The 24,665-nt window shown below is 30.7% G+C and carries 25 protein-coding genes; 18 read left to right on the forward strand and 7 right to left on the reverse strand.

What is annotated here, in order from left to right:
- Positions 1–2 precede the first annotated feature (2 nt).
- The 13 genes from ilvC to argH all read left to right on the forward strand — a co-directional run bounded on the left by ilvC (position 3) and on the right by argH (position 13,960).
- On the forward strand, positions 3–1,475 hold the full coding sequence (gene ilvC / locus DAD81_RS17935; RefSeq protein ID WP_111709689.1) for a ketol-acid reductoisomerase: 1,473 nt from the start codon (positions 3–5) through the stop codon (positions 1,473–1,475).
- An 11-nt stretch (positions 1,476–1,486) separates the two neighbouring features.
- Complete coding sequence (gene ilvA / locus DAD81_RS17940) at positions 1,487–2,749, forward strand: threonine ammonia-lyase IlvA (protein ID WP_111709690.1); 1,263 nt, start codon at positions 1,487–1,489, stop codon at positions 2,747–2,749.
- Between the two features lie 236 nt (positions 2,750–2,985).
- On the forward strand, positions 2,986–3,603 hold the full coding sequence (locus DAD81_RS17945; RefSeq protein ID WP_111709691.1) for a GNAT family N-acetyltransferase: 618 nt from the start codon (positions 2,986–2,988) through the stop codon (positions 3,601–3,603).
- Between the two features lie 4 nt (positions 3,604–3,607).
- Positions 3,608–4,789: an argininosuccinate synthase gene (argG, locus tag DAD81_RS17950; protein WP_111709692.1), complete on the forward strand. Its 1,182-nt coding sequence runs from the start codon at positions 3,608–3,610 to the stop codon at positions 4,787–4,789.
- Positions 4,790–4,791: 2 nt separating this feature from the next.
- Complete coding sequence (gene argC / locus DAD81_RS17955) at positions 4,792–5,769, forward strand: N-acetyl-gamma-glutamyl-phosphate reductase (protein ID WP_111709693.1); 978 nt, start codon at positions 4,792–4,794, stop codon at positions 5,767–5,769.
- Between the two features lie 21 nt (positions 5,770–5,790).
- Positions 5,791–6,585, forward strand: coding sequence for a pyrroline-5-carboxylate reductase (proC, locus tag DAD81_RS17960; protein ID WP_111709694.1), 795 nt, complete (start codon positions 5,791–5,793; stop codon positions 6,583–6,585).
- Positions 6,586–6,594: 9 nt separating this feature from the next.
- The gene (locus DAD81_RS17965; protein ID WP_111709695.1) at positions 6,595–7,719 is read left to right on the forward strand and encodes an aspartate aminotransferase family protein; all 1,125 of its coding nucleotides are present in this window, start codon (positions 6,595–6,597) and stop codon (positions 7,717–7,719) included.
- Positions 7,719–8,915, forward strand: a complete 1,197-nt coding sequence (locus tag DAD81_RS17970; RefSeq protein WP_111709696.1) for a glutamate-5-semialdehyde dehydrogenase — start codon at positions 7,719–7,721, stop codon at positions 8,913–8,915. Before DAD81_RS17965 ends, DAD81_RS17970 begins: the two co-directional genes overlap by 1 nt.
- Complete coding sequence (proB, locus tag DAD81_RS17975; protein ID WP_111709745.1) at positions 8,899–9,678, forward strand: glutamate 5-kinase; 780 nt, start codon at positions 8,899–8,901, stop codon at positions 9,676–9,678. Before DAD81_RS17970 ends, proB begins: the two co-directional genes overlap by 17 nt.
- A 1-nt stretch (position 9,679) precedes the next feature.
- Positions 9,680–10,627: an N-acetylornithine carbamoyltransferase gene (locus DAD81_RS17980; RefSeq protein WP_111709697.1), complete on the forward strand. Its 948-nt coding sequence runs from the start codon at positions 9,680–9,682 to the stop codon at positions 10,625–10,627.
- A gap of 118 nt (positions 10,628–10,745) precedes the next feature.
- The gene (argB, locus tag DAD81_RS17985; protein ID WP_111709698.1) at positions 10,746–11,528 is read left to right on the forward strand and encodes an acetylglutamate kinase; all 783 of its coding nucleotides are present in this window, start codon (positions 10,746–10,748) and stop codon (positions 11,526–11,528) included.
- A 5-nt stretch (positions 11,529–11,533) separates the two neighbouring features.
- Positions 11,534–12,592 carry a M20 family metallo-hydrolase gene (locus tag DAD81_RS17990; RefSeq protein ID WP_111709699.1) on the forward strand — a complete coding sequence of 353 codons (1,059 nt, stop codon included), beginning with the start codon at positions 11,534–11,536 and terminating at the stop codon, positions 12,590–12,592.
- Positions 12,593–12,682: 90 nt separating this feature from the next.
- Positions 12,683–13,960 (forward strand): argininosuccinate lyase, encoded by a 1,278-nt coding sequence (argH, locus tag DAD81_RS17995; RefSeq protein ID WP_111709700.1) that lies wholly within the window; start codon positions 12,683–12,685, stop codon positions 13,958–13,960.
- Between the two features lie 84 nt (positions 13,961–14,044).
- Here argH and DAD81_RS18000 read toward each other — a convergent pair whose 3' ends face one another.
- From DAD81_RS18000 to DAD81_RS18030, 7 genes are all read right to left on the reverse strand, one after another.
- Positions 14,045–15,499, reverse strand: coding sequence for a DUF3570 domain-containing protein (locus DAD81_RS18000; RefSeq protein WP_111709701.1), 1,455 nt, complete (start codon positions 15,497–15,499; stop codon positions 14,045–14,047).
- Positions 15,500–15,512: 13 nt separating this feature from the next.
- Complete coding sequence (locus DAD81_RS18005; RefSeq protein WP_111709702.1) at positions 15,513–15,725, reverse strand: DUF4266 domain-containing protein; 213 nt, start codon at positions 15,723–15,725, stop codon at positions 15,513–15,515.
- Between the two features lie 2 nt (positions 15,726–15,727).
- Complete coding sequence (locus DAD81_RS18010; protein ID WP_111709703.1) at positions 15,728–16,702, reverse strand: FAD:protein FMN transferase; 975 nt, start codon at positions 16,700–16,702, stop codon at positions 15,728–15,730.
- A gap of 4 nt (positions 16,703–16,706) precedes the next feature.
- A complete protein-coding gene (locus DAD81_RS18015) occupies positions 16,707–17,138 on the reverse strand; it encodes a thioredoxin family protein (protein WP_111709704.1) in 432 nt (143 codons plus the stop codon).
- Between the two features lie 98 nt (positions 17,139–17,236).
- Positions 17,237–17,923, reverse strand: a complete 687-nt coding sequence (locus DAD81_RS18020) for an RluA family pseudouridine synthase (RefSeq protein WP_111709705.1) — start codon at positions 17,921–17,923, stop codon at positions 17,237–17,239.
- Between the two features lies 1 nt (position 17,924).
- A complete protein-coding gene (gene yihA, locus DAD81_RS18025; protein ID WP_111709706.1) occupies positions 17,925–18,536 on the reverse strand; it encodes a ribosome biogenesis GTP-binding protein YihA/YsxC in 612 nt (203 codons plus the stop codon).
- 3 nt (positions 18,537–18,539) lie between these two features.
- Positions 18,540–19,304 carry an alpha/beta fold hydrolase gene (locus DAD81_RS18030; RefSeq protein WP_111709707.1) on the reverse strand — a complete coding sequence of 255 codons (765 nt, stop codon included), beginning with the start codon at positions 19,302–19,304 and terminating at the stop codon, positions 18,540–18,542.
- A gap of 210 nt (positions 19,305–19,514) precedes the next feature.
- Between DAD81_RS18030 and DAD81_RS18035 the strand changes: the two genes are divergently transcribed.
- The 5 genes from DAD81_RS18035 (at position 19,515) to DAD81_RS18055 (ending at position 24,662) form a co-directional block, all read left to right on the forward strand.
- Positions 19,515–19,991, forward strand: a complete 477-nt coding sequence (locus DAD81_RS18035; protein ID WP_111709708.1) for a division/cell wall cluster transcriptional repressor MraZ — start codon at positions 19,515–19,517, stop codon at positions 19,989–19,991.
- On the forward strand, positions 19,978–20,874 hold the full coding sequence (rsmH, locus tag DAD81_RS18040; protein ID WP_111709709.1) for a 16S rRNA (cytosine(1402)-N(4))-methyltransferase RsmH: 897 nt from the start codon (positions 19,978–19,980) through the stop codon (positions 20,872–20,874). Before DAD81_RS18035 ends, rsmH begins: the two co-directional genes overlap by 14 nt.
- Positions 20,874–21,200 (forward strand): FtsL-like putative cell division protein, encoded by a 327-nt coding sequence (locus DAD81_RS18045; RefSeq protein ID WP_111709710.1) that lies wholly within the window; start codon positions 20,874–20,876, stop codon positions 21,198–21,200. Before rsmH ends, DAD81_RS18045 begins: the two co-directional genes overlap by 1 nt.
- A gap of 75 nt (positions 21,201–21,275) precedes the next feature.
- Positions 21,276–23,198, forward strand: a complete 1,923-nt coding sequence (locus DAD81_RS18050) for a penicillin-binding protein (RefSeq protein ID WP_394340173.1) — start codon at positions 21,276–21,278, stop codon at positions 23,196–23,198.
- Positions 23,199–24,662, forward strand: a complete 1,464-nt coding sequence (locus DAD81_RS18055) for a UDP-N-acetylmuramoyl-L-alanyl-D-glutamate--2,6-diaminopimelate ligase (RefSeq protein ID WP_111709712.1) — start codon at positions 23,199–23,201, stop codon at positions 24,660–24,662.
- Positions 24,663–24,665 lie beyond the last annotated feature (3 nt).

Consider the following 24,665-nt stretch of genomic DNA (forward strand, 5'->3'; position numbering starts at 1 on the left):
AAATGGCAAATTATTTTAACACACTTTCATTAAGAGATAAATTAGATCAATTAGGAAAATGTAGATTTATGGATTCTTCGGAATTTGGAGAAGGTGTAGAAGCTTTAAAAGGAAAAAAAATTGTAATTATTGGTTGTGGAGCTCAAGGGTTAAATCAAGGTTTAAATATGAGAGATTCAGGTTTAGATGTTTCTTATACATTAAGACCTGCTGCAATTGCTGAAAAAAGACAATCGTTTTTAAATGCTTCAGAGAACAATTTTAAAGTAGGAACTTATGAAGAAATGATTCCTTCTGCAGATTTACTAATTAATTTAACTCCAGATAAGCAACACTCAAATGTTGTTAATGCAGTTATGCCTTTAATGAAAAAAGGAGCAACATTATCGTATTCTCACGGATTCAATATTGTTGAAGAAGGAATGCAAGTACGTAAAGATATAACAGTGATTATGGTAGCTCCAAAATCACCTGGTTCTGAAGTAAGAGAAGAATATAAAAGAGGTTTTGGTGTTCCAACATTAATAGCGGTACATCCAGAAAATGATCCTGAAGGAAAGGGTTGGGCACAAGCAAAAGCTTATGCAGTTGGTACTGGAGGTCACACAGCGGGTGTGTTAGAATCTTCATTTGTAGCTGAGGTAAAATCAGATTTAATGGGTGAACAAACTATACTTTGTGGTTTGTTACAAACAGGATCTATTTTATGTTTCGACAAAATGATTGATGAAGGTGTAGAAGCAGGTTATGCTTCTAAATTAATTCAATATGGTTGGGAAACTATTACAGAAGCTTTAAAATATGGAGGTATTACTAATATGATGGATAGACTTTCTAATCCAGCAAAAATAGCAGCATTTAAAGTTTCAGAAGAATTAAAAGAAATTATGCGTCCATTATTTCAAAAACATATGGATGATATTATGGAAGGTGAATTCTCAAAAACAATGATGGAGGATTGGGCTAATGATGATGTTAATTTATTAACTTGGAGAGCTGCAACAGGCGAAACTGCATTTGAAAAAACTCCTGCAGGAGATGTTGAAATTTCTGAACAAGAATATTTTGATAATGGTGCATTAATGGTAGCCATGGTAAAAGCAGGTGTTGAATTGGCTTTTGAAGCAATGACAGATTCTGGTATTATTGATGAATCTGCTTATTATGAATCTTTACACGAAACTCCATTAATCGCAAACACAATTGCAAGAAGAAAATTATACGAAATGAATAGTGTAATTTCTGATACAGCTGAATACGGTTGTTATTTATTTGATCACGCTTGTAAACCTTTAATTGCAGATTATGTTAAAAATGCGCCAAGTAATTTAGTTGGTCGCCCATTTAATGATGGTACTACAGGAGTTGATAATAAAGAGTTAATTGAAGTAAATGCAGTTATTAGAAATCACCCAGTTGAAGAAATAGGGGAGTATTTAAGAGAATCTATGACGGCAATGAAGAAAATTATTTAAAAAATTAAATTTTGAGTGAATCTACTAAAAAAAGTATTTCATTAGAAAAAATTTATAAAGCTCAACAGAGCATTAAAGGAGTTGTGCAAGCAACTCCTTTAATGTTTATGAAAAATTTTTCTGAGGAATACGGAGCAAATATTTATTTTAAAAGAGAAGATCTTCAAGTTGTCCGTTCCTATAAAATTAGAGGAGCCTATAATAAAATTCAAGGTTTATCATCTAAGGAATTAGAAAATGGAATTGTTTGTGCAAGTGCAGGAAATCACGCACAAGGAGTTGCTTTTGCTTGTAAGAAATTAGAAGTGAATGGAACTATTTTTATGCCTGTAACTACGCCTCATCAAAAAATTGATCAGGTAAGAATGTTTGGTGGTGAGTTTGTTGATGTACAGCTTATTGGTGATAGTTATGATGATAGCCAAGCAGCTGCTAAGGAATTTTGTGATGCTAACAATAGTACGTTTGTGCATCCGTTTGATGATTTAGATGTTATTGCCGGTCAAGGAACAATTGGTTTGGAAATATTGAATGATATTGATACTCAAATTGATTACTTATTTATGCCTGTTGGAGGAGGAGGTTTAGCTTCTGGAGTGGGAAGTGTTTTTAAAGCTTTAAGTCCAGAAACAAAACTTATTGGGGTAGAGCCTAAAGGAGCGCCTTCTTTAACAACTTCATTAAAAAACGGAATAAATACAACCTTAACTGAAATTGAAAAGTTTGTTGATGGTGCTGCTGTTAAAAGAATGGGAGAAATTACTTTTGAGTTTTGTAAAGAGTTGTTAAACAATACAGATACCGTTTGTGAAGGACAAATTTGCACAACAATATTAAAAGTATATAATGAAAATGCTTTGGTGGTTGAACCTGCCGGCGCATTGTCTATTGCTGTTTTAGAACAGTATAAAGAGCAAATTAAAGGAAAGACAGTTGTATGTGTTGTAAGTGGAGGTAATAATGATATTACCCGAATGGAAGAAATGAAAGAAAGAGCTTTACTTTTTAAAGGTTTAAAGCATTATTTTATTATTAGATTTCCGCAAAGAGCTGGGGCTTTAAAAGAATTTGTAGTTGATGTTTTAGGTGCAAACGACGATATAACCTATTTTGAATATACAAAAAAGAATAATAGAGATAATGGACCTGCAGTAGTTGGGATTCAACTTGAATCTAAAGAAGATTTTGAACCTTTAGTGGCAAGAATGAAAGAAAAGGGGTTTTTGGGAGATTATTTAAATGATAATCCTGAATTATTTCAATTTTTAATTTAAAATTTGTTAATTATTTAGGGTCTTTATATGAATGTTGTTAAATATTAAACAAAACGGATAATGTATTAGAAAAAATGCGTATTATTGTACTAATGAAAATTAATAAGTTACATACTACAAATGTACGCCGCTTCGTGCGCCGCCCCTTGCGGGCTTAATTTTTATTGAAAACGATGAGTTCGTTTTCGCTTCTCAAAAACATAAATATATTAATTTTATAATTCAAAAAGTGAACAATGAAAGTTGTTATTGCTAATATATCGCATATAAAATATGCAGAAATAATTTGTGACACTATAAAGGAGTCTGCAAAGGTAAGAGGTACAGGTATTGCTGAAAGAACACCTGAATATGTCTCGAAAAAAATTAGTACAGGTGATGCCATTATTGCTCTTGAAAATGATAAATTTGCTGGGTTTTGTTATATAGAAACTTGGGATAATAAGTCATTTGTAGTTAATTCGGGATTAATTGTACATCCTGATTTTAGAAATCAAGGTTTGGCAAAAAAAATTAAAACTAAAATTTTAGAATATTCCAAAGAAAAATATCCAGAAGCTAAAATATTTGGTATTACTACAGGTTTGGCAGTTTTAAAAATTAATTATGAGTTAGGGTATCAACCAGTAACTTTTTCAGAATTAACTACTGATGAAGCTTTTTGGAATGGATGTAAAACTTGTAAAAACTACGATGTTTTATTGAGGACAGAGAAAAAAATGTGTTTATGTACAGGAATGTTATATGACCCAAAACATGTAAAACTTGTAAAAGAGCATAAATACAATTCAAAAACATTGAACAGATTAAAAAGAATAAAACAAGCATTATTTCTAAAGAAGAAAACTAAATAATATCATGGAAAAAGTTGTAGTTGCATATAGCGGAGGTTTAGACACATCTTATTGTGTAAAATATTTACAAAACGAATTAAATTTAGAAGTTCACAGTGTATTAGTAAATACAGGTGGGTTTTCAGAAGAAGAGTTAAAAGTAGTAGAAGCTAAGGCTTATGATATGGGTGTGAAAACACACACAAATCATAATATATTAGATATTTATTACGAAAAGGCTATTAAATTTATGGTTTATGGAAATGTATTGAAAAATAATACATATCCATTATCTGTAAGCGCTGAACGTGTTTTTCAAGCTATTGAAGTTGTTGAGTATGCTAAAAAAATTAATGCAAAATATATAGCTCATGGAAGTACAGGAGCTGGAAATGATCAAGTTCGTTTCGATATGATTTTCCAAACATTAGCTCCAGAAATTGAGATTATTACACCAATTAGAGATTTAAAATTATCAAGACACGAAGAAATTGAATACTTAAAAAAACACGGAGTAGACTACCCTTGGTCTCAAGCTAAATACTCAATTAATAAAGGAATTTGGGGAACAAGTGTAGGTGGTGTTGAAACTTTAACATCTCACCAATCTTTACCAGAATCAGCTTACCCAAGTCAATTAGAAAAAACGGAACCAACAGATATTAAATTGCATTTTAAAAAAGGTGAATTAGTTGGTTTAAATGATGAATTTGACACGCCAGTTAAAACAATTTTAAAAGTTGAAGAAATTGCTTCAAAATATGCAATTGGTAGAGATATTCACGTTGGGGATACTATTGTTGGTATTAAAGGTAGAGTTGGTTTTGAAGCTGCTGCAGCTACAGTTATTATTAAAGCGCATCATTTGTTAGAAAAACATGTGCTTTCTAAATGGCAACAAAACTTAAAAGAAGGTATTGGTAGTACATATGGAACATTATTGCATGATGGTCAGTACTTTGAACCTGCAATGAGAGATCTTGAAGCGTTTTTAACTAATTCTCAAAAAACAGTAACTGGTGAAGTTTATTTAACTCTAAAACCTTATCACTTTAGTTTAAATGGAATTGAATCTAAACATGATTTAATGAAATCTAAATTTGGTGAATATGGAGAAACTAATAAAGCGTGGACTGCAGAAGATGCAAAAGGATTTATTAAAATTTTGGGGACGGCAAATAAAATTTATCATAGCGTAAACTCGTAATTATGATAAAAGTAGGAATAGTTGGAGGAGCTGGTTACACAGCAGGAGAGTTAATTAGATTATTAGTGAATCACTCACAAGCAGAATTAGATTTTGTTTATAGCACTTCAAATGCTGGTAATTATATTTATCAAGTTCATCAAGACTTATTAGGTTCTATAGATTTAAAATTTTCAGATACGATCAATAAAAATGTTGATGTCTTATTTTTATGTTTAGGACATGGGAATTCAACTGCATTTTTAGAGAATAATTCATTTTCGGATTCAACAAAAATTATTGATTTAAGTAATGATTTTAGGTTGAATGCGGATGATGTTTTTCAAGGAAGAAAATTTGTGTATGGATTGCCAGAAACTCAAAAAAGTGAAATTAAAAAGGCAACTAATATTGCAAATCCAGGTTGTTTTGCAACCGCAATTCAAATGGCTTTATTGCCATTAGCAAATGCTTTAAAAATAAATGATACGGTTCATATAAACGCAACCACAGGATCTACAGGAGCAGGAGTTTCACCAATGGCAACAACACATTTTAGTTGGAGAGATAATAATTTTTCAGTGTATAAAGCATTTACACATCAACATTTAGGTGAAATAGGAGAAAGTATTGCAGGGCTTCAAAAAGATTTCAATCAAGAATTATTATTTATTCCAAATAGAGGAAATTTTAGTAGAGGAATATTTGCTTCAATTTATTTAAAATATGAAGATAGCATTGAAGAAGCTGTTAAATTATTTGAAAACTTTTATAAAGATGCAGCATTTACACATGTTTCAAAAACTCCAATTCATTTAAAACAAGTTGTAAATACAAATAATTGTTTTTTACATATTGAAAAACATGGAAATCAATTGTTAATAACCTCAGTTATAGATAATTTATTAAAAGGAGCTTCGGGTCAGGCAGTTCAAAATATGAATTTAATGTTTGGCTTTAATGAAACAGAAGGATTAAAATTAAAAGCGAATTCATTTTAGAATTCAACAAAAAACAAACCAATGAAAATAGCGATTTTAGGAACAGGAAATTTAGGGTACTCAATAGCAATTGGAATTTTAAGTCAAGAGAATTTTAAATTTAAAAATTTATATTTAACTAAAAGAGAAACCTCTTCAATAGATTCTTTAGCAAAATTACCAAACGTTAAAATTTCAACTGATAATAAAAAAGCTGTTCGCTTTTCTGATGTTATAATAATAGCCGTTCAACCAAAGCAATTACAAGGAGTTTTGGAAGAAATTAAAGATTATATAAATCCAAAAAGACATACTGTTATTTCTGTAGTTACAGGAAGGGAAATTAGTGAGATTGAAAGTGTTTTAGGTACTGATATTGCTATTGTAAGGAGTATGCCAAATACAGCTATTTCTGTTGGGCAGTCTATGACTTGTATGAGTGGAAATAAAAAAGGTGCTGAAAATATAGAATATGCTAAAATGATTTTTAATTCTTTGGGTAAAACTATGTGTATTGAAGAGCGTTTAATGCAAGCAGCAACTGTTATTTGTGCAAGTGGAATTGCCTTTTGGATGCGTTTAATTAGAGCGACTACGCAAGGTGCTGTTCAGTTGGGTTTTGATGCTGAAGAAGCACAAGAACTTTCTATGCAAACGGCTTTAGGTGCTGCTAGTTTATTGATAAAATCTAGAAACCATCCGGAAGAAGAAATTGATAAGGTAACAACGCCTAGTGGTTGTACTATTCAAGGTTTAAATGAAATGGAACATCAAGGATTAAGTTCTTCTTTAATAAAAGGGTTGATGGCTTCATTTGATAAAATTAATCAAATTTAAATTTTAATTATGGAATTATTTGATGTTTATCCATTGTATGATGTTACTCCTGTAAAAGCAGAAGGAACTTATGTATGGGATGTTAAAGGAACAAAATATTTAGATTTATATGGTGGTCACGGTGTTATTTCTGTAGGTCATACACACCCCAAATATGTGGCAGCTATTTCAAATCAATTAAGCAATTTAGGATTTTATTCTAATTCAATTCAAAATCCTTTACAAAAGGAATTGGCTAAAAAATTAGGAAAACTTTCGGGTTGTGAGAATTATAACTTGTTTTTATGTAATTCAGGAGCAGAAGCAAATGAAAATGCCTTAAAATTGGCTTCATTTAAAACAGGAAAAAGTAGAGTTATTTCTTTTAAAAACTCTTTTCACGGAAGAACTTCTGCAGCTGTTGCAGCAACAGATAATAAAAATATAAATGCACCTATAAATCTTCAACAAGAAGTAACATTTTTACCTTTAAATAATATTGAGTTGGTAATTCACGAACTTGGGAAAGGAGATGTTGCAGCTGTTATTATTGAAGGAATTCAAGGTGTTGGAGGATTGGATGAGGGTACTAGCGAGTTTTTTCAAGAAGTTGAAAAAATATGTAAAGAACTAGATGTATTTTTAATTTTAGATGAAATTCAGTCAGGTTATGGTAGAAGTGGAAAGTTTTTCGCTTTTCAATATCATAACATTCACCCAGATATTATTACAACAGCAAAAGGTATGGCCAATGGTTTTCCAATTGGTGGTGTGTTAATTTTAGATAAGCACAAAGCTAAATACGGAATGTTAGGGACTACTTTTGGTGGAAATCATTTGGCGTGTGCCGCTGCAATTTCAGTATTAAATATTATTGAAGAAGAGCAATTAATTAAAAATGTGAATGCTGTTTCGGCATATTTTTTAGAACAAATTAAATCTATTTCTCAAGTTCAAAAAGTAAAGGGGAAAGGTTTAATGTTGGGTGTTGAATTTGATTTTGAAGTTGGGGAATTAAGAAAGAAATTAATCTTTGATAAACAAATTTTTACTGGTGGCTCAATGAATAAAAAGTTGTTAAGAATTTTACCTCCGTTAACAATGAAAAAAGCGCAAGTAGATATTTTTATCAATGCATTAAAAGAAATTTTATAATGAATAAGTTATTAACTACTCAACAAAAAAACAATGTTTTGAGCACAATGGCTCAATTGATTGATCAGGAGCAAGCATTAATTGTTGCCGCTAATACTATAGATGTAGAAAGTTACAATGGAGATGATTTAGCAATGGAAAAACGATTAAAAGTTGACGATGCTAAAATAGCTGGAATGATTTTGTCATTAAATCAACTAGTTGCTGATTCTGAACCTATTGGAAAGGAGCTGTATAATTTTACGCATGAAAACGGGATGAATATGATAAATAAAACCGCTCCGTTTGGTACTGTTTTAATTATTTATGAATCGAGACCAGATGTTACTGTGGAGGCTGCCGGGATTGCTTTTAAATCTGGAAATAAAATTTTATTAAAAGGAGGTAAAGAATCTTTAAATTCAAATTTAAAAATTGTTGAATTATGGCATAAAGCCTTAACAAAACACAATATTTCTACAGATTGGGTTGAGTATTTAAATTACGATCGGGTAAAAACACAAGCATTTTTAGAAAATCCAACCCAACAATTAGATTTAATTGTACCGCGCGGAGGAGAGCGTTTGATTGAGTTTGTTAAGAAAAATGCCAAATGTCCAGTAATTGTTAGCGGTAGAGGAAATAACTTTGTGTATGTAGATTCTGAAGCTGATTTAGATGTTGCGTTGAATATTATTAATAATGGAAAAACGTCCAATATATCTGTATGTAACGCCGTAGATAAAGTATTGATTAATTCAAAATTGGAGAATAAAGATCAATTCATAAAAACATTGGTAGATAAACTATTGGAATCTAATGTTGAGATATTAGGTGATGCTGTATTATCAACATATGATAATGTTTCTGAATATGATAATGAATCAATTTGGTATAAAGAGTTTTTAGATTATAAAATTGTTATTGGAAGTGTTAATTCAACTGAAGAGGCAATTGCTAAATCTAACAAATATAGTGGTGGACATTCAGCAGTAATTATTACAAAAAATGATGAAACTGCGGAAATTTTTATGGAAAATACAGATTGTGCAGCGGTTTATCAAAATGCATCTTCTAGATTTACAGATGGAGGTCAGTTTGGTTTAGGTGGAGAACTAGCAATTAGTACAGATAAATTACACCATAGAGGCCCAATGGGATTACACCATTTGGTAACTAATAAATGGTATGTTAAAGGAAATGGGCAAATCAGATAAAAAAAGAATTTTATTAAAAATTGGTTCTAATGTTTTAACAAAAGAAACCAATCAAATTTCAAGAGGAAAACTTGAAGATATTGCGCGTCAGATAGCGCAATTAAAAGATAAATACGAATTTGTTATTGTAAGTTCAGGAGCAATTGCTGTTGCAAAACAATTTGTTGAACTTGAAAGTAATGGTAAGCTAATAAACGTAAAGCAAGCTTTAGCATCTATAGGTCAACCACATTTAATGCGTATTTTTCACGAGAATTTTTGGGAACTAGGTTTATTTACCTCCCAATGTTTATTGTCGTATTCAGATTTTAAAAAAGAGAAATCTAGAGATAATATTAAAAATACCATTAATGTATTGGTTGAAAATAATTATATCCCAATTATTAATGAAAATGATACGGTAGCAACTGATGAAATAAAATTTGGTGATAATGATAAATTATCTGCATTAACAGCTTCGTTATTAAAAGTAGATTTACTTATTATTGCTACAAATACCAATGGTATTTATACAAAAGCTTCTATTGAAGCTGATAAGTTTGAAACGATAAAAGAAACATCTGAAATTGAGACATTAAAAAGTCAAATTAATGAAGATTCAATTTCAAAACATGGAACTGGCGGTATGGCAACAAAAATTGCTGCTGCTGAAATTGCTCAGAAAGCAACTATTGAAACTTGGATTGTAAATGGGTTGAAAGATAATTTTATTGTGAATGCAATAAATAATGAATCGGAGTTTACCAAAATAATTACAAAATAGAATGAAAAATTACTTAAACATTAACGATTTAGATTCTTTGCAAGAAACAATTTCAGAAGCTATTGAGTTAAAAAAACAACCGCTAAAATTTGAAGAACTTGGAAAAGGAAAAACAATTTGTTTATTGTTTTTTAATAATAGTTTACGTACTCGTTTAAGTACACAAAAGGCAGCTCAAAATTTAGGGATGAATCCTATTGTAATGAATTTTGGTGCTGAAGGTTGGCAATTAGAGTATGAAGATGGTGTTGTAATGAATAAAAATAAATCTGAACACGTTAAGGAAGCAGCTCAAGTAATTGCTCAATATTGCGATATTGTAGCAATAAGAGCATTTGCAAGTTTAACAGATAAAGAAAAAGATTTAGCTGAAATTGTTCTAAATAATTTTAAAAAATATGCAGGTATTCCTGTAGTGAATATGGAAAGTGCTGTAGGGCATCCTATGCAAGCTTTGGCTGATGCAATTACTATGGAAGAATACAAAGTAGCCCATAAACCAAAGGTTGTTTTAAGTTGGGCGCCACATCCAAAAGCACTTCCACATGCCGTTGCAAATTCATTTGTTGAAATGATGCAATTACAAGATGCAGATTTTGTGATTACACATCCTAAAGGTTATGAGTTGGATCCAACTATTACAAAAAATTCAAATATTGAATATGATCAAAAGAAAGCATTTGAAAATGCAGATTTTGTGTATGTAAAAAATTGGAGTTCATTTAAAGATTATGGTCAGGTTGTTAAAAGCGATTCAGATTGGATGATTACGGGCGATAAAATGGACGTAACGAACAAAGGTAAATTTATGCATTGTTTACCTGTTAGGCGAAATGTTGTTGTTGCTGATGAAGTAATAGACTCTGAAAATTCAATAGTAATTGAACAAGCAAATAACAGAACATATTCAGCTCAAATAGTATTAAAAAAAATATTAGAGGATTTATAGTTTAAAAACTATAAAAAGTTGTTAACCTGAACTTGATTTTAGGCTCTCATAGTAATTAAAGAAACGTGTGATGAGGTTCTGAATCAAATTCAGAATGACGTTTAAAAATTTAAAATAAATGAGTAAACAAACACTAAAAGTTGTAAAAATAGGAGGGAATGTTATTAATAATGAAGAAGCGTTATTTTCATTTTTAAAAGATTTTTCTGAATTAGAAGGGCCAAAAATATTGGTGCATGGTGGAGGGAGAAAAGCAACTGAAGTATCTTCTGCAATGGGTTTAAAACCTCAAATGATAAATGGTAGAAGAGTAACTGATGCAGCTACTGTTGAAGTGGTAACAATGGTTTATGCAGGTTTGTTAAATAAAAAAGTAACAGCGAAATTGCAAAGTTTAGGCTGTAATGCTATGGGTTTATCTGGCGCTGATGCAAATTGTGTTTTGGCTCATAAACGTATAGTAAAAGATATAGATTACGGTTTTGCAGGTGATGTAGACGCTATTAATTCTGAGATTATAGATGTATTGTTAAAAAATAATGTAACGCCAGTTTTTTGCGCAATTACACACGATAAAAAAGGACAATTATTAAATACAAATGCAGATACAATTGCATCTGAAGTTACTATTGGAATGAGTAAATTGTATATGACAGAATTAAATTTTGTTTTTGAATTGAAAGGTGTTTTGGAAAGTATTGACGATAAAAATTCTGTTATTACTGAAATTAATTCAAAAAAATATGAACAATTACTAAAGCAAGGAATTATTGCTGATGGAATGATTCCTAAACTTCATAATTGTTTCAATTCATTAGAAAAAGGAGTGAGTAAGGTGAAGATTGGTGATGTCTCATTAATGAAAAAATCAACTAAATTATACACAACATTAAGTTTGTAAAAAAAATGATAGAACAACTTACAAAAGAAGCAATTGAATTGCTTAAAAAGTTAATTTCAACGCAATCTTTTTCTGGAGAAGAAAATGAAACAGCGTTATTAATTACGCAATTTCTTTCGTATCATGATATTCCGTTTAAAACTGATAAACACAACGTTTGGGCAAAAAACAAACATTTTGATGCATCAAAAAAAACAATCTTGTTAAACTCTCATCATGATACAGTGAAACCAAACAAAGGTTATACACGAGATCCATTAAAAGCAGAGGTTATTGATGGTAAATTATATGGTTTGGGGAGTAATGATGCCGGAGGTTGTTTGGTTTCATTATTAGCAACATTCACCTATTTTTATAATAGAGAAGATTTAAAATACAATTTTGTAATTGTTGCTTCTGCTGAAGAAGAAAATTCTGGTCCAAACGGTTTAAATTCAATGTTAAAAATTATTCCTAAAATTGATTTTGCAATTGTAGGAGAGCCAACTTTAATGAATTTAGCTATTGCAGAAAAAGGGTTAATGGTTATGAATTGCGAAGCAAAAGGAACTGCAGGTCACGCAGCTCACGGAGTAGGAGATAATTCAATTTACAACGCAATGGAAGATATTAACTGGTTTCAAACATTTGAATTTCCAAAGGTTTCAGAAACTTTAGGAAAGGTTAAAATGACCGTTACACAAATTGAAGCAGGTAGCCAGCACAATGTTATACCTGCAAGTTGTAAATATGTGGTAGATGTTCGTGTTACAGATGCGTATTCAAATCAAGAAGTATTTGATATTATTTCTGCAAATGTAAAATCAGAAGTTTGTCCAAGATCTTTGCGTTTAAATTCATCTTCAATACCTAAAAATCACGAAATTGTACAAGCTGGAATTAAATTGGGAAGAGAAACGTATGGTTCTCCAACACTTTCAGATCAAGCGGTTTTAAGTTGTCCTTCATTAAAATTAGGACCTGGGCAAAGTTTACGTTCGCATACAGCAAATGAGTTTATTTTTGTAAACGAAATAAAAGAAGGAGTAGATTTATATATTAAAATTTTAGAAGAAATTGTATAAACATGTTCACTTAACGTAGTTTAAGGGATATTAAATAATATATTGTGGTTTTAATAAAAATTAACCATTATATTTTAAAAACAACACAAAATGAAACTTTGGGATAAAGGATTTTCAACAGATAAAAAAATAGATATTTTTACAGTTGGTAATGATAGAGAGTTAGATTTAATTTTAGCAAAATATGATGTTATTGGGAATTTAGCACACGCTAAAATGTTGCATAAAATTGGTTTATTAACTTCTGATGAAATTAATAGTTTAGAGGTTGAGTTAAATGCAATTTTAAAAACAATTGAAGCAGGGGAATTTACAATTGAAGATACTTTTGAAGATGTACATTCTAAAGTGGAGTATATGCTAACTGAAAAGTTAGGAGATACTGGTAAAAAAATTCATACAGCACGTTCAAGAAATGACCAAGTTTTAGTTGATGTGCATTTGTATTTAAAAGATGCTTTAATTGAAATAAATGATGGAGTTGATGAATTGTTTGATTTGTTGATAAAGTTAGCAGAACAATATAAAGATGTGTTATTACCTGGTTATACGCATTTACAAGTTGCTATGCCATCTTCTTTTGGAATGTGGTTTTCTGCGTATGCCGAAACGTTAATTGATGATATTTATTTCTTAAAAGCTGCTTACAAAGTAGCAGATCAAAATCCGTTAGGTTCAGCTGCAGGATATGGTAGTTCTTTTCCAATTGATAGAGATGAAACAACAAAATTATTAAATTTTGAAACGTTGAAGTTTAATTCAGTTGCGGCTCAAATGGGACGTGGAAAATTAGAAAAATCAGTTTCTTTTGGTTTAAGTTCTGTTGCAGCTACTTTGGCAAAAATGAGTATGGATATTTGTTTGTATATGAGTCAGAATTTTAGTTTTATTTCTTTTCCAGATGAATTAACAACGGGTTCTAGTATTATGCCTCATAAAAAAAATCCAGATGTTTTTGAGTTAATTCGTGGTAAATGTAATAAGTTACAAGCGTTACCAATGGAATTTACAATGATTTCAAATAATTTACCAAGTGGTTATCATAGAGATTTACAGTTGTTAAAAGAAGGTTTAATTCCTTCATTTTCAACGTTAAAATCTTGTTTGGAAATGCTGACGTATTCTTTAAAAAACATTCAAGTAAAAGAGAATATTGTTGATGATGAAAAGTACTTGTATTTATTTAGTGTTGAGGAAGTTAATAAGTTAGTTCAAAACGGAACTCCGTTTAGAGATGCTTATAAAATTGTAGGAAAAAATATTAATGAAGGTAATTTTAATCCTGATAAAACGGTAAATCACACACATAAAGGAAGTGTTGGTAATTTATGTTTGGATGAAATTGTAGCCAAGAAAAATAGGGCATAAACAAAAAAAGAGCCTAATTTAATTAGGCTCTTTTTTTTATTCGTCATTCTGAACTTGTTTCAGGTTCGCGTATTTTTAGCATTCTTAATCCATTACAAACTTAAATCCTAAAGAAACAATACTAGAGCTTAATCCTGTATTTCTTTCGTAATTACTATATTTTAAATCAACACTTTTTAAACCCAGTTTCCAAATTCTACGTTTTGTAAAAATATCAGTATAAGAAATTCCTAAACTATATTGGTTTGAATTAAATTCAGATAAATCGTAATCTGAAGTATAAAATTCATTCGTAGAAACTAATTCTTCATAAGGCGCAAAATAATCTGCTGCGGTTTGATTGTAATATCTATATGAAGGATAAATAGTAAACTTGTTACTTAGTTTAATGGGTACTTCAAGACTAGCTGTATGAGATGAAATTCCCCAATCATCATAATAATAACGGTAATATGTTCTTAAAGAAACTACTTCATTTATATAATAATTAAAACGTGCTCCAATAGGTATTTTAAAACGAGTATCAGGCAAACGTTCAATATCATCAGCTAATTGAAAAACATCTGTATTCTCCTTTGAAGTGTACTTAGAAATGCTTGAAGCATTGCCTATATAATAATTATCTCTGTCTGAAAAATAAACACGTTGCATAGGGTTTGCTAACCAACCATCTTGTTGAATAATATCTGCAAAAATTGAAAATTGAGCTTTTTCACTAATAATTTGAGAAAAACTTAATGATAAAGAATACGTGTTTCTAGATTCATCTTCAATAAGTGTATTGTTTAAAGGGCTCCATACGTTTGAGCCGTTTTTATCAACTAAATCTCCATCTTGGTCTAATATGTCAATACCACTAAAAAAGCCGTTATTTAAGTTCTGATTAGCTTCTAAATATGAATCTATTTCGGTTGGAAAAACTGGTTGCCAAGAATCGAAGTAGACATTTGCTTTCACTCCAATTTCGGTGTTTTTTTCGTTAAATAGCTTTGTTAAACTACCTCCAAATCCAAAAGATGTATAATCATATTCTTTAGAAACACTTAAGTTTCCGTCTAAAATTGTATTTCTATCATCAGAAGAATGACTGTAATTAGCAGTTAAATTAACCCAAGCATCAGATTGTGAAGCTCCAGAAGATTCTACCCAAGGGCTTCCTCCACTTCCTGAACTATTATTATCATCATCGTGATCATCGTCATCATGTCCGTTATTATTTGAAGCTCCTGAAGCATCAAAAGGATCTAAATTACTTGAAGACGCTGAACTATATGCCGAAATTGTTGCATCAATAGTTAAAACATCGTCATCATTTAAAGGAATAGAAACGGTTAAAGTACTTGCAATGTCTGTTAATTCTTCAGTTCCAATACCACCTGTTACGGCAGCATTATCACCATCTTGAGAATAGTAACTAGAAATAAAATCAACTTCGGTGTTTTCTAAAACCCTTTTTTTATAAGTTTTCTCTGCAGTTTTTTCTTGTGAATAAGATGCTATTGAGAAAAGTGTAATTAAAATTAGTGTTATTTTTTTCATTATAAATATTTTTTTAATTACAGCCGCAGCCTCCACCAGATTTTCCTCCGTTCGCACCAGAAGCTGCTTCACGATATACTTGTGCACTTGTTTCAAACTTCTCAATTTTCCTTGAAGATAGCACCATATCAGGGTCATTAATATATACTTTTTCGTATTCTTTAACAGCAACGCAAGATGTTAAAGAACCAATGGCTAGCGCCATTAAACTCAGTTTTTTAATCATTTTTAATTTATATTTATGTTGTTTGAAGTGTGAATATTTCCTTTACTATCAATAATAATACAATCAATTCCTTTTAATTGATTAATTCTGTTTAATCCAACTTCGGTTCCCATAACAAAAATAGAAGTTGCCAATGCGTCTGCCAATTCAGCTTTTGGAGCAAAAACGGATACACTTATAATATCTGTAGCTGGATAACCGGTTCTTGGATCAATAATATGTGTGTATCTAATATTGTTAAACGTTACATATTTCTCGTAATTACCAGATGTAACAACCGCTTTGTTGCTAATTGGTAAAGTAGCAAATGCAATGTTTTTATTCATTGGGTTGGTAATTGCAATCATCCAATCTTTTCCATTTGGCTGCTTTCCCCAAGTATTCATATCGCCAGATGCATTTATAATTCCAGCTTTTACACCTTTTGAAATTAATAATTGTTTGGCTTTGTCAGCGGCATAACCTTTTCCTATGGCGCCAAAACCGATTTTCATTCCTTTTAATTCTAAAAAAACTGTTTGTTTTTCTTTATTAAGAATAATATGTTGAAATCCAACTTTTGATACCGACGCTTTAATTTCTTCTTCGGAAGGCATTGTTTTCATACTTCCATCAAACCTCCAAATTTTATCCATAGAAGCATAGCTAATATCAAAGGCACCATCGGTTAATTTTGAAATTGCTAACGCACGTTCAATTAATTGAAATAACTCCTTATCCACTTTTACAGGTTTAATTCCTGCGTTACTAATTATTTTTGAAGTTTGAGAATTTGGATCCCAAGAAGATATTAATTTTTCAATTCGTGAAATTTCATCTACAGCAATATTAATATAGTTTGAAGCGTTAACCGAATCTTTTGCAGATACAGTAATATCAAACCTGCTCCCCATAAGTTTAAAGGTTTTTTTATGAAGCTGTTGTCCATAAATTATAGAAGTGCAAAATAGAATTGCTACTATTAAATATGTTTTCATTTTACTAGAATGAAGAAAGAAGAGATATATATTCTTTAGGACTCATTTTTTTATAACCAGTATTGCCCAAAACATTGCCACTTTTATCTAAAACTGCAACAAAAGGAAAATAACCTCTAGTGTTGTATTTTTCCATTAATTGTTGGTTGCTTTTCTTTTCTTCTTCTGAAAGTTTGTTTTTCTTTTTTCTAGGGAAATCTGCCTTTAGCATCACAAAATTTTTGTCTGCATAATTTTTAAATTCTTGAGTACTCCAAATTTCTTTGTCTAACTTTATACAAGGAGCACACCAATCGGATCCTTGAAAAACTAATACTATTTTTTTATTTTCTTTTGAAGCTAGTTCTTTTGCTATATTAAAATTTGTATTCCAGTTTTGAGAAAAACCAGCGAATGTGATTAGCAATAATGCTAAACTTAAAAATGTTTTTTTCATTTGTATGTGTCTGTTATTTAATTAATTAAGGGTGTTTCTGTCTTAATTTAATATAAGTTCGTTTTATTTAACGAAGAATAAGTCGTAAAAGTATCTTGTTAATTACAAGCTTTCCAGATAACTTCATTTGGAGTTGGAGCAGTAATATTAATTTCTTCTTTAGTTACAGGGTGAATAAAGTTTATTTTACGAGCGTGTAAATGAATACTCGCATCTTTATTACTTCTGTTAAAACCATATTTTAAATCACCTTTAATAGGAGAACCAATTGCTGATAATTGACAACGTATTTGATGATGTCTCCCAGTTTCTAAATCAACTTCTAAAAGGTGGTAATTATCTAAAGATTTAATTGTTTTATAATGAAGTATTGCTTTTTTACTTCCTTCAATTTCAGAAGAATAAGAAGTGGATTTGTTGTTCTTAGGATTTTTTCTTAAATACCCAATAAGTGTATCTTCAGTTTTTAATGGTTTGTTTTTTACAACAGCCCAATAGGTTTTATTTACAGTTTTATCACGCAACATTTTATTGAAGCGTTCTAAAGCTTTTGAAGTTTTTGCAAATACAATTATTCCTGTAGTTGGTCTGTCTAATCGGTGTACAACACCTAAAAAAACATTACCAGGTTTATCGTATTTTTCTTTAATATATTCTTTAACAATGTCACTTAATGGTTTGTCTCCGGTTTTATCGCCTTGTACAATATCTCCAGATTTTTTATTGACAATTATTAAATGGTTGTCTTCAAATAAAACTTCTAAATTTTGTTTGGTTGAAGCCATTTTAAAGATTTTTATCCAATCCGTTGTTTATTTCTTCAATGTAATTAAGTAATTCTTCTTTTCCGTTTGATGAAGTTGCTGAAGTAATAAAATAAGGAGGCATTTCTTGCCAAATAGTGCTTGTCATTTTTTTAACATAGCTTTCAATATTTCTATTTAATTCAGAAAGTTTAAGTTTATCAGATTTTGTAAAAACAATACTAAAAGGGATTTCACTTTCACCTAAAAACTCCATAAATTCTAAGTCTACTTTTTGCGGCTCATGACGGCAATCAATTAACACAAAAGAACATATAAGTTGCTCTCGTTGAAGGAAGTAGTTTTTTATAAAACTTTGGAAGGTTCTTTTTACACTTTTAGAAACTTTTGCATATCCATAACCAGGTAAATCAACTAAAAACCAATTATTGTTAATTTTAAAGTGATTAATAAGTTGTGTTTTTCCAGGTCTTCCTGAAGTTTTAGCTAACTTATTTTGTCCTGTTAGCATGTTTATAAGTGATGATTTACCAACGTTAGACCTTCCAATAAATGCATATTCAGGAAGTCTTTCCTTTGGGCATTTTGAAACGTCAGAATTGCTAATTACAAAACTGGCTGTATTTATCTTCATTTTTTAAATATTTCGCTCTTTTAGCCAATTTTCAAGAATTTTATTGAATTCTTCGGGATGTTCCATCATTGGTACATGTCCACATTTGTCAATCCAATATAATTTTGCGTCTGGTAAAAGTTTTTCAAAGTCAACAGCTACTTCTGGTGGAGTCACTGAATCGTTTTTTCCCCAAATAATACATGCTGGAGTATTCATGTCTGCCAAATCTTTTGCCATATTATGTCTTATAGCGCTTTTAGCTATGGCTAAAGTTCTTATAGTTTTATGCCTATTATTTACAGTGCTAAATACTTCATCAACCATTTCTTTTGAAGCTACCGACGGATCATAAAAAACATCTTGTGTTTTATTTTCAATATATTCATAATTGCTACGTTTTGGGAACGTATCTCCCATAGATTTTTCATACAAACCAGAACTTCCGGCTAGTACTAATCCTGCAACGTTTTTTAAGTTTTGTTTTGTAAAATACAACGCTATATGGCCACCTAAAGAGTTTCCAAGAAGAATTGCTTTCTCAATTTTTTTAAACTCCATAAATTCCTTTAAAAACTTAGCTAAATTTTTAACATTCGTTTTTAAAAGCGGTAATGTATAAATTGGTAATTCAGGCATTAATACTTTGTATCCATTTTTTGAAAAATGGTCAAAAACACTTTCAAAATTACTTAGAGTTCCCATTAGGCCATGAAGTACAATTATTGGTTGTCCTTCACCAGCTTCAACGTAACTGAATTTCCCTTCTTTTTTAAGATTGCTACTCATTAATTCTCAGATTTAAAGCTTACTGCAAAGGTAGCTTTTTTTTCTAAAATATGGCTTTTTTATCAAGGAGAGGATTTAATTATTTAAAAACCTGAATTTCAAAAAAATAGCTTTGGAATGGTATGATGTGGTAAAAGTTATCAACAAAGTGGGTAAAAGTGGAAAAAAGTGGGAAAAAATTTATATTTTTGAATTCAGACATAATCTATCGTGATAAACTTAACAGGGACATATGAAGGTAAGGCAGATGCTAAGGGTAGGCTGCTGCTAGCAGCTGCTTTAAAGAAGCAACTGGCTCCTGTTTTGCAAGATGGTTTTGTGCTGAAACGTTCCGTATTTCAGCAGTGTTTGGAGTTGTATCCGATGGCTGAATGGAATATTCTGATGGCAAAAGTAAACAAGTTGAATAGATTTGTTAAGAAGAATAATGATTTTATCAGAAGGTTTACAGCAGGTGTAAAGGTTGTTGAATTAGATGCTTCAGGTAGGTTATTAATACCTAAAGATTTACAAGGGTTTGCAGAAATTACAAAAAATGTTGTTTTGGCTTCTAGTGTAAATATAATTGAGGTTTGGGATAAAGAAAAGTATGAGAATGTAATTAATGATTTAACCGTTGATTTTGCCGATTTAGCTGAAGATGTAATGGGAAATGAAACAGAAATAGATATAGATGGACTATCATAATCCGGTATTGTTGAAAGAAAGTGTAGATGGTTTAAATATTAAACCTGACGGCGTATATGTGGATGTTACGTTTGGAGGCGGAGGTCACTCGCGAGAAATATTAAGTAGGCTTGGAGAGAAGGGTAAATTATTTGCTTTTGATCAAGATGAAGATGCGCAACGAAATAAGATAGATGATTTGAGGTTTACGTTAATTCCGCAAAATTTCAGATTTATAAAAAGATACTTGAGGTTTTATGGAATTAAAAAAGTTGATGGTGTTTTAGCTGATTTAGGAGTCTCTTCTCATCAATTTGATGAGGCTGAAAGAGGTTTTTCTACGCGTTTTGATGCTGATTTAGATATGAGAATGAATCAGGCGGGTGAATTATCTGCTTATGAAGTTATTAATAAATATGATGAAGCGCAGATTAGTAGTGTGTTGTTTCAATATGGTGAATTAAGAAATTCTAGAGCAATTGCAAGTAAAATTGTAGAGGCCCGTTCTGAAAAGAAAATTAAAACGAGCTTTCAATTAAAAGAAGTTTTAAGTGAGTTTGTTCCGAAAGCGGTTGAGCATAAAATTTTAGCTCAAATATTTCAGGCTATTCGAATTGAGGTGAATCAGGAGATTGAAGTGTTAAAAGAGTTTTTGCAACAAATTCCAGAACTGCTACTTGATAATGGAAGGTTAAGTGTTATTTCATATCACTCCTTAGAAGATAGGCTTGTGAAAAGGTTTATAAGAAATGGTTTGTTTGAAGGGGAGCCTGAAAAAGATATGTTTGGTAATGTAGATGTGCCAATGAAGAAGGTTGAGAAATTAATAGTTCCTAATTCGTCTGAAATTAAAATAAATAATAGAGCGCGAAGTGCTAAATTAAGAATAGCAACAATAGTTTAATGTCTGTAAAATCTAGTATATATAATTTTTTAAAGGGAGAGTTTCTAATAAGTAAAGATTCTTTTAAGAATTGGAAATTTATATTATTCATTGTTGGTTTAATGTTAATGATGATTGCAAGTTCACATAGCTCAGATAAAAAGGTTATGGAAATTGCAAGGTTAAATAAAGATTTAAAAGAGTTGAGGGCTGAATTTTTAGATACACGGTCCATATCTATGGAAATGAGGTTGGAATCAACAATAAGGAAAAAGGTGTTAGAATCAGGTATTAAGCCAAGTGAGAAACCACCGCAAGTAATAAGGGTAGTAACAGGAAAAAAATAAAAGAAATTGGGAGTAACAAAAAAAGGCATATTAAATAAGTTGTACGTAGTATTTGCGTTCATTCTGCTTTTTTTGGTGGCAATAGTTGTAAGGTTGTCTGAAATTCAATTTTCTGAAGGTGATAAGTATAGAGAGCTTTCAGAAAAATTGACACTTAGAAATGATACAATTTATGCTAATAGAGGAAGTGTTTTTGCTTCTGACGGTAGTTTGTTAGCTACCTCTATGTCTCAATATGAAATAAGAATGGATGCTTATACTGTAAATGGTGAGGTGTTTGAGAAAAATATTAGAGCATTATCAGCGAGTTTGGCTAAAATGTTAGGGAATTCAACAACTTACTGGGAACGAAAAATAAGGAAAGCAAGAAATTCTAAAAATAGATACTTATTTATTGCTCGAAAACTAGGTTATACAGATTTTGTAAAAATTAAAAGTTTTCCAATTTTTAATTTAGGAATGTATAAAGGGGGTTTTATAGCTGAGCAATCAACAGTAAGAGCGCATCCTTTAGGTAAAGTTGCTCAAAGAACAATTGGTTACGATGATTATAGAGGTGCTCCAGGAATTGAAGGAGCGTATAAAAAATACTTGATCGGTAAAAATGGTTTCAGATTGAAACAAAAAATAGCAAAAGGTCAATGGAAGCCAATTAACGATAGAAATGAAAAAGAGCCAATTAACGGTAAAGATATTGTAACAACTATTGATGTGAATATTCAAGATATAGCCCATCATTCTTTATTAAGACAGTTGGAGCATTATGAGGCTGAACATGGTTGTGTAGTAGTAATGGAAACTAATACTGGTGAAATTAAAGCAATTTCAAATTTAGGAAGGGGTACTTCAGGTAAATATTACGAAAAACGAAATTATGCAGTTTATGAATCACATGAGCCAGGATCTGCATTTAAACTAATGTCTATGGTTGTTGCTTTAGAGTCTGGAGCAATTGATACAAGCACAGTTGTAGATACGGGTAAAGGAAGGTATAGATTGTACGGAAGGTATATTAATGATTCTAAACGCGGTGGTTTTGGAAAAATATCAGCAGCAAGAGCGTTAGAGGTGTCTTCTAATATTGGATTTGCAAGATTAATTGAAGAAAATTTCGGAAAAAAACCAGAGAAGTTCATTAATGCATTGTATAAAATGAATTTGAATCAAAAATTAGGTCTACCAATTAAAGGTGAAGGAGCTCCGTTAATTCCAAGTCCTGGACATGAATTATGGAGTAAAAATGCATTGCCGTCTATTGCTTATGGTTATAATTTAAAACTAACACCGTTACAAACTTTAACTTTTTATAATGCTATTGCTAATGGTGGCGAGATGGTTAGACCAAGGTTTGTAAAAGAAATACGTTCATGGGATAAACATGTAGAGTCTTTTGAAAAAGAAGTAATAAATGAGGCAATATGTTCAAAAAAGACCATTGGTGAAATTAGAGAGATTCTAAAAAATGTAGTTAAAAGAGGAACTGGGAAAAAATTGTATTCAGAAGATTTTTCAATGGCGGGTAAAACGGGTACAGCACGTGTTGATTATGGAGATTATGCAAAATGGTTAAAAGATAAAAAATATATCTCTTCATTTACAGGTTATTTCCCTGCTGAAAACCCAAAGTATTCGTGCATTGTAGTTATTCATAAACCAAATAATAAAAAAGGGTTTTATGGTGCTGATGTTTCTGGTCCTGTTTTTAAAGATATTGCTCAAAAAATATATTCCACAAATCATATTATAAATAAGATAAACAATATAACGCCAGATTTTAAAAGTGTTAAATCGAGTTTTGAAAAATATTATACGATTTCTAATAAGGAATTAAAATTAATTCCAAATGTAAAAGGAATGGCTGCTATGGATGCAATTTCTTTACTTGAAAATTTAGGACTAAAAGTTAATTTTTCAGGAGTAGGAAAAGTAATAGGTCAATCACTAAAAGTGGGGCAAAAAATAGTTAAAGGATCAACAATTACAATAAAATTATCATAGTTGAAAATAGTTAAAGACATATTATATAAGGTTTCAATTAAAGCTGTTCACGGTAGCACTAGTGTGGGGTTTAATGAGATTCAGTTCAATTCTAGAAAGGTTGGGGAAAACGATATGTTTGTTGCTCAAAAAGGAGTTGTTTTTGATGGGCATAAATTTATTGATAAAGCTATTGAATTAGGAGCTAAAGTTATTGTATGTGAAGATTTACCTAAAAATATAAACTCAGAGTTAGTTTATATTAAGGTGAATGATTCTAATGAGGCATTGGCAATAATGGCGGCTAATTTTTATGATAATCCGTCTAGTAAATTAAAGCTTGTTGGAGTTACAGGGACAAACGGAAAGACAACTGTTGCAACGTTACTTTATAATTTATTTCAAAGTGCTGGCTATAAAACAGGGTTACTTTCAACAGTAAAAGTATTGGTTGATAAGCAAGAGTATGCAGCTACACATACTACACCAAATTCATTAGCTATAAATAACTATTTAAATGAGATGGTTGAAGCTGGTGTAGATTTTTGTTTTATGGAAGTTAGTTCTCATGGAATACATCAGAAAAGAACAGAAGGATTACAATTTGATGGGGGTGTGTTTACAAACTTAACCCACGACCATCTTGATTATCATAAAACGTTTAAAGAATATAGAGATGTAAAAAAAATGTTTTTTGATACAATGTCAAAAAATGCGTTTGCATTGGTGAATATTGATGATAAGAACGGGGCGGTAATGCTTCAAAATACTACGGCTAAAAAGTATACATATGCTCAAAAAACAATGGCCGATTTTAAAGTGAAAATTCTTGAAAGTCAGTTTACAGGGTTGTTGTTAACCATAAATGAGAATGAAGTTTGGGCAAAACTTATTGGAAGTTTTAATGCCTATAATTTAGTTGCTGTTTATGGAGTTTCTCAACTTTTAGGAATGGAATCAATTGAATCTTTAAGAATTATAAGTGAATTAGAAAATGTAAGTGGAAGATTTCAACATTTTATTTCTGAAGATGGCGTAACAGCAATTATTGATTATGCACATACACCAGATGCTTTAAAAAATGTATTGGAAACAATAAATGATATTAGAACAGGAAACGAAGAAATTATTACAGTTGTAGGATGTGGTGGAGATAGAGATAAAACAAAACGTCCTATTATGGGGCGAATAGCATCTCAACTAAGTACTCAGGTTATTTTTACTTCAGACAATCCAAGAAGTGAGGATGCGCAATCAATTTTAGATGAAATTGAATTAGGTGTTGAACCTCAAAATTATAGAAAGACACTAACTATTTTAGATAGAGAACAAGCAATTAAAACGGCTACAAAACTTGCTAAAAAAGGAGATATTATTTTAATCGCTGGAAAAGGACATGAAACTTATCAAGAGGTGAATGGAGTTCGTACTCATTTTAACGATTTTGAGAAGGTATCACAATATTTAAACGCTATAGAAAATTAAGAG

The organism is Lutibacter citreus (assembly GCF_003260195.1).
Classification (GTDB): Bacteria; Bacteroidota; Bacteroidia; order Flavobacteriales; family Flavobacteriaceae; genus Lutibacter; species Lutibacter citreus.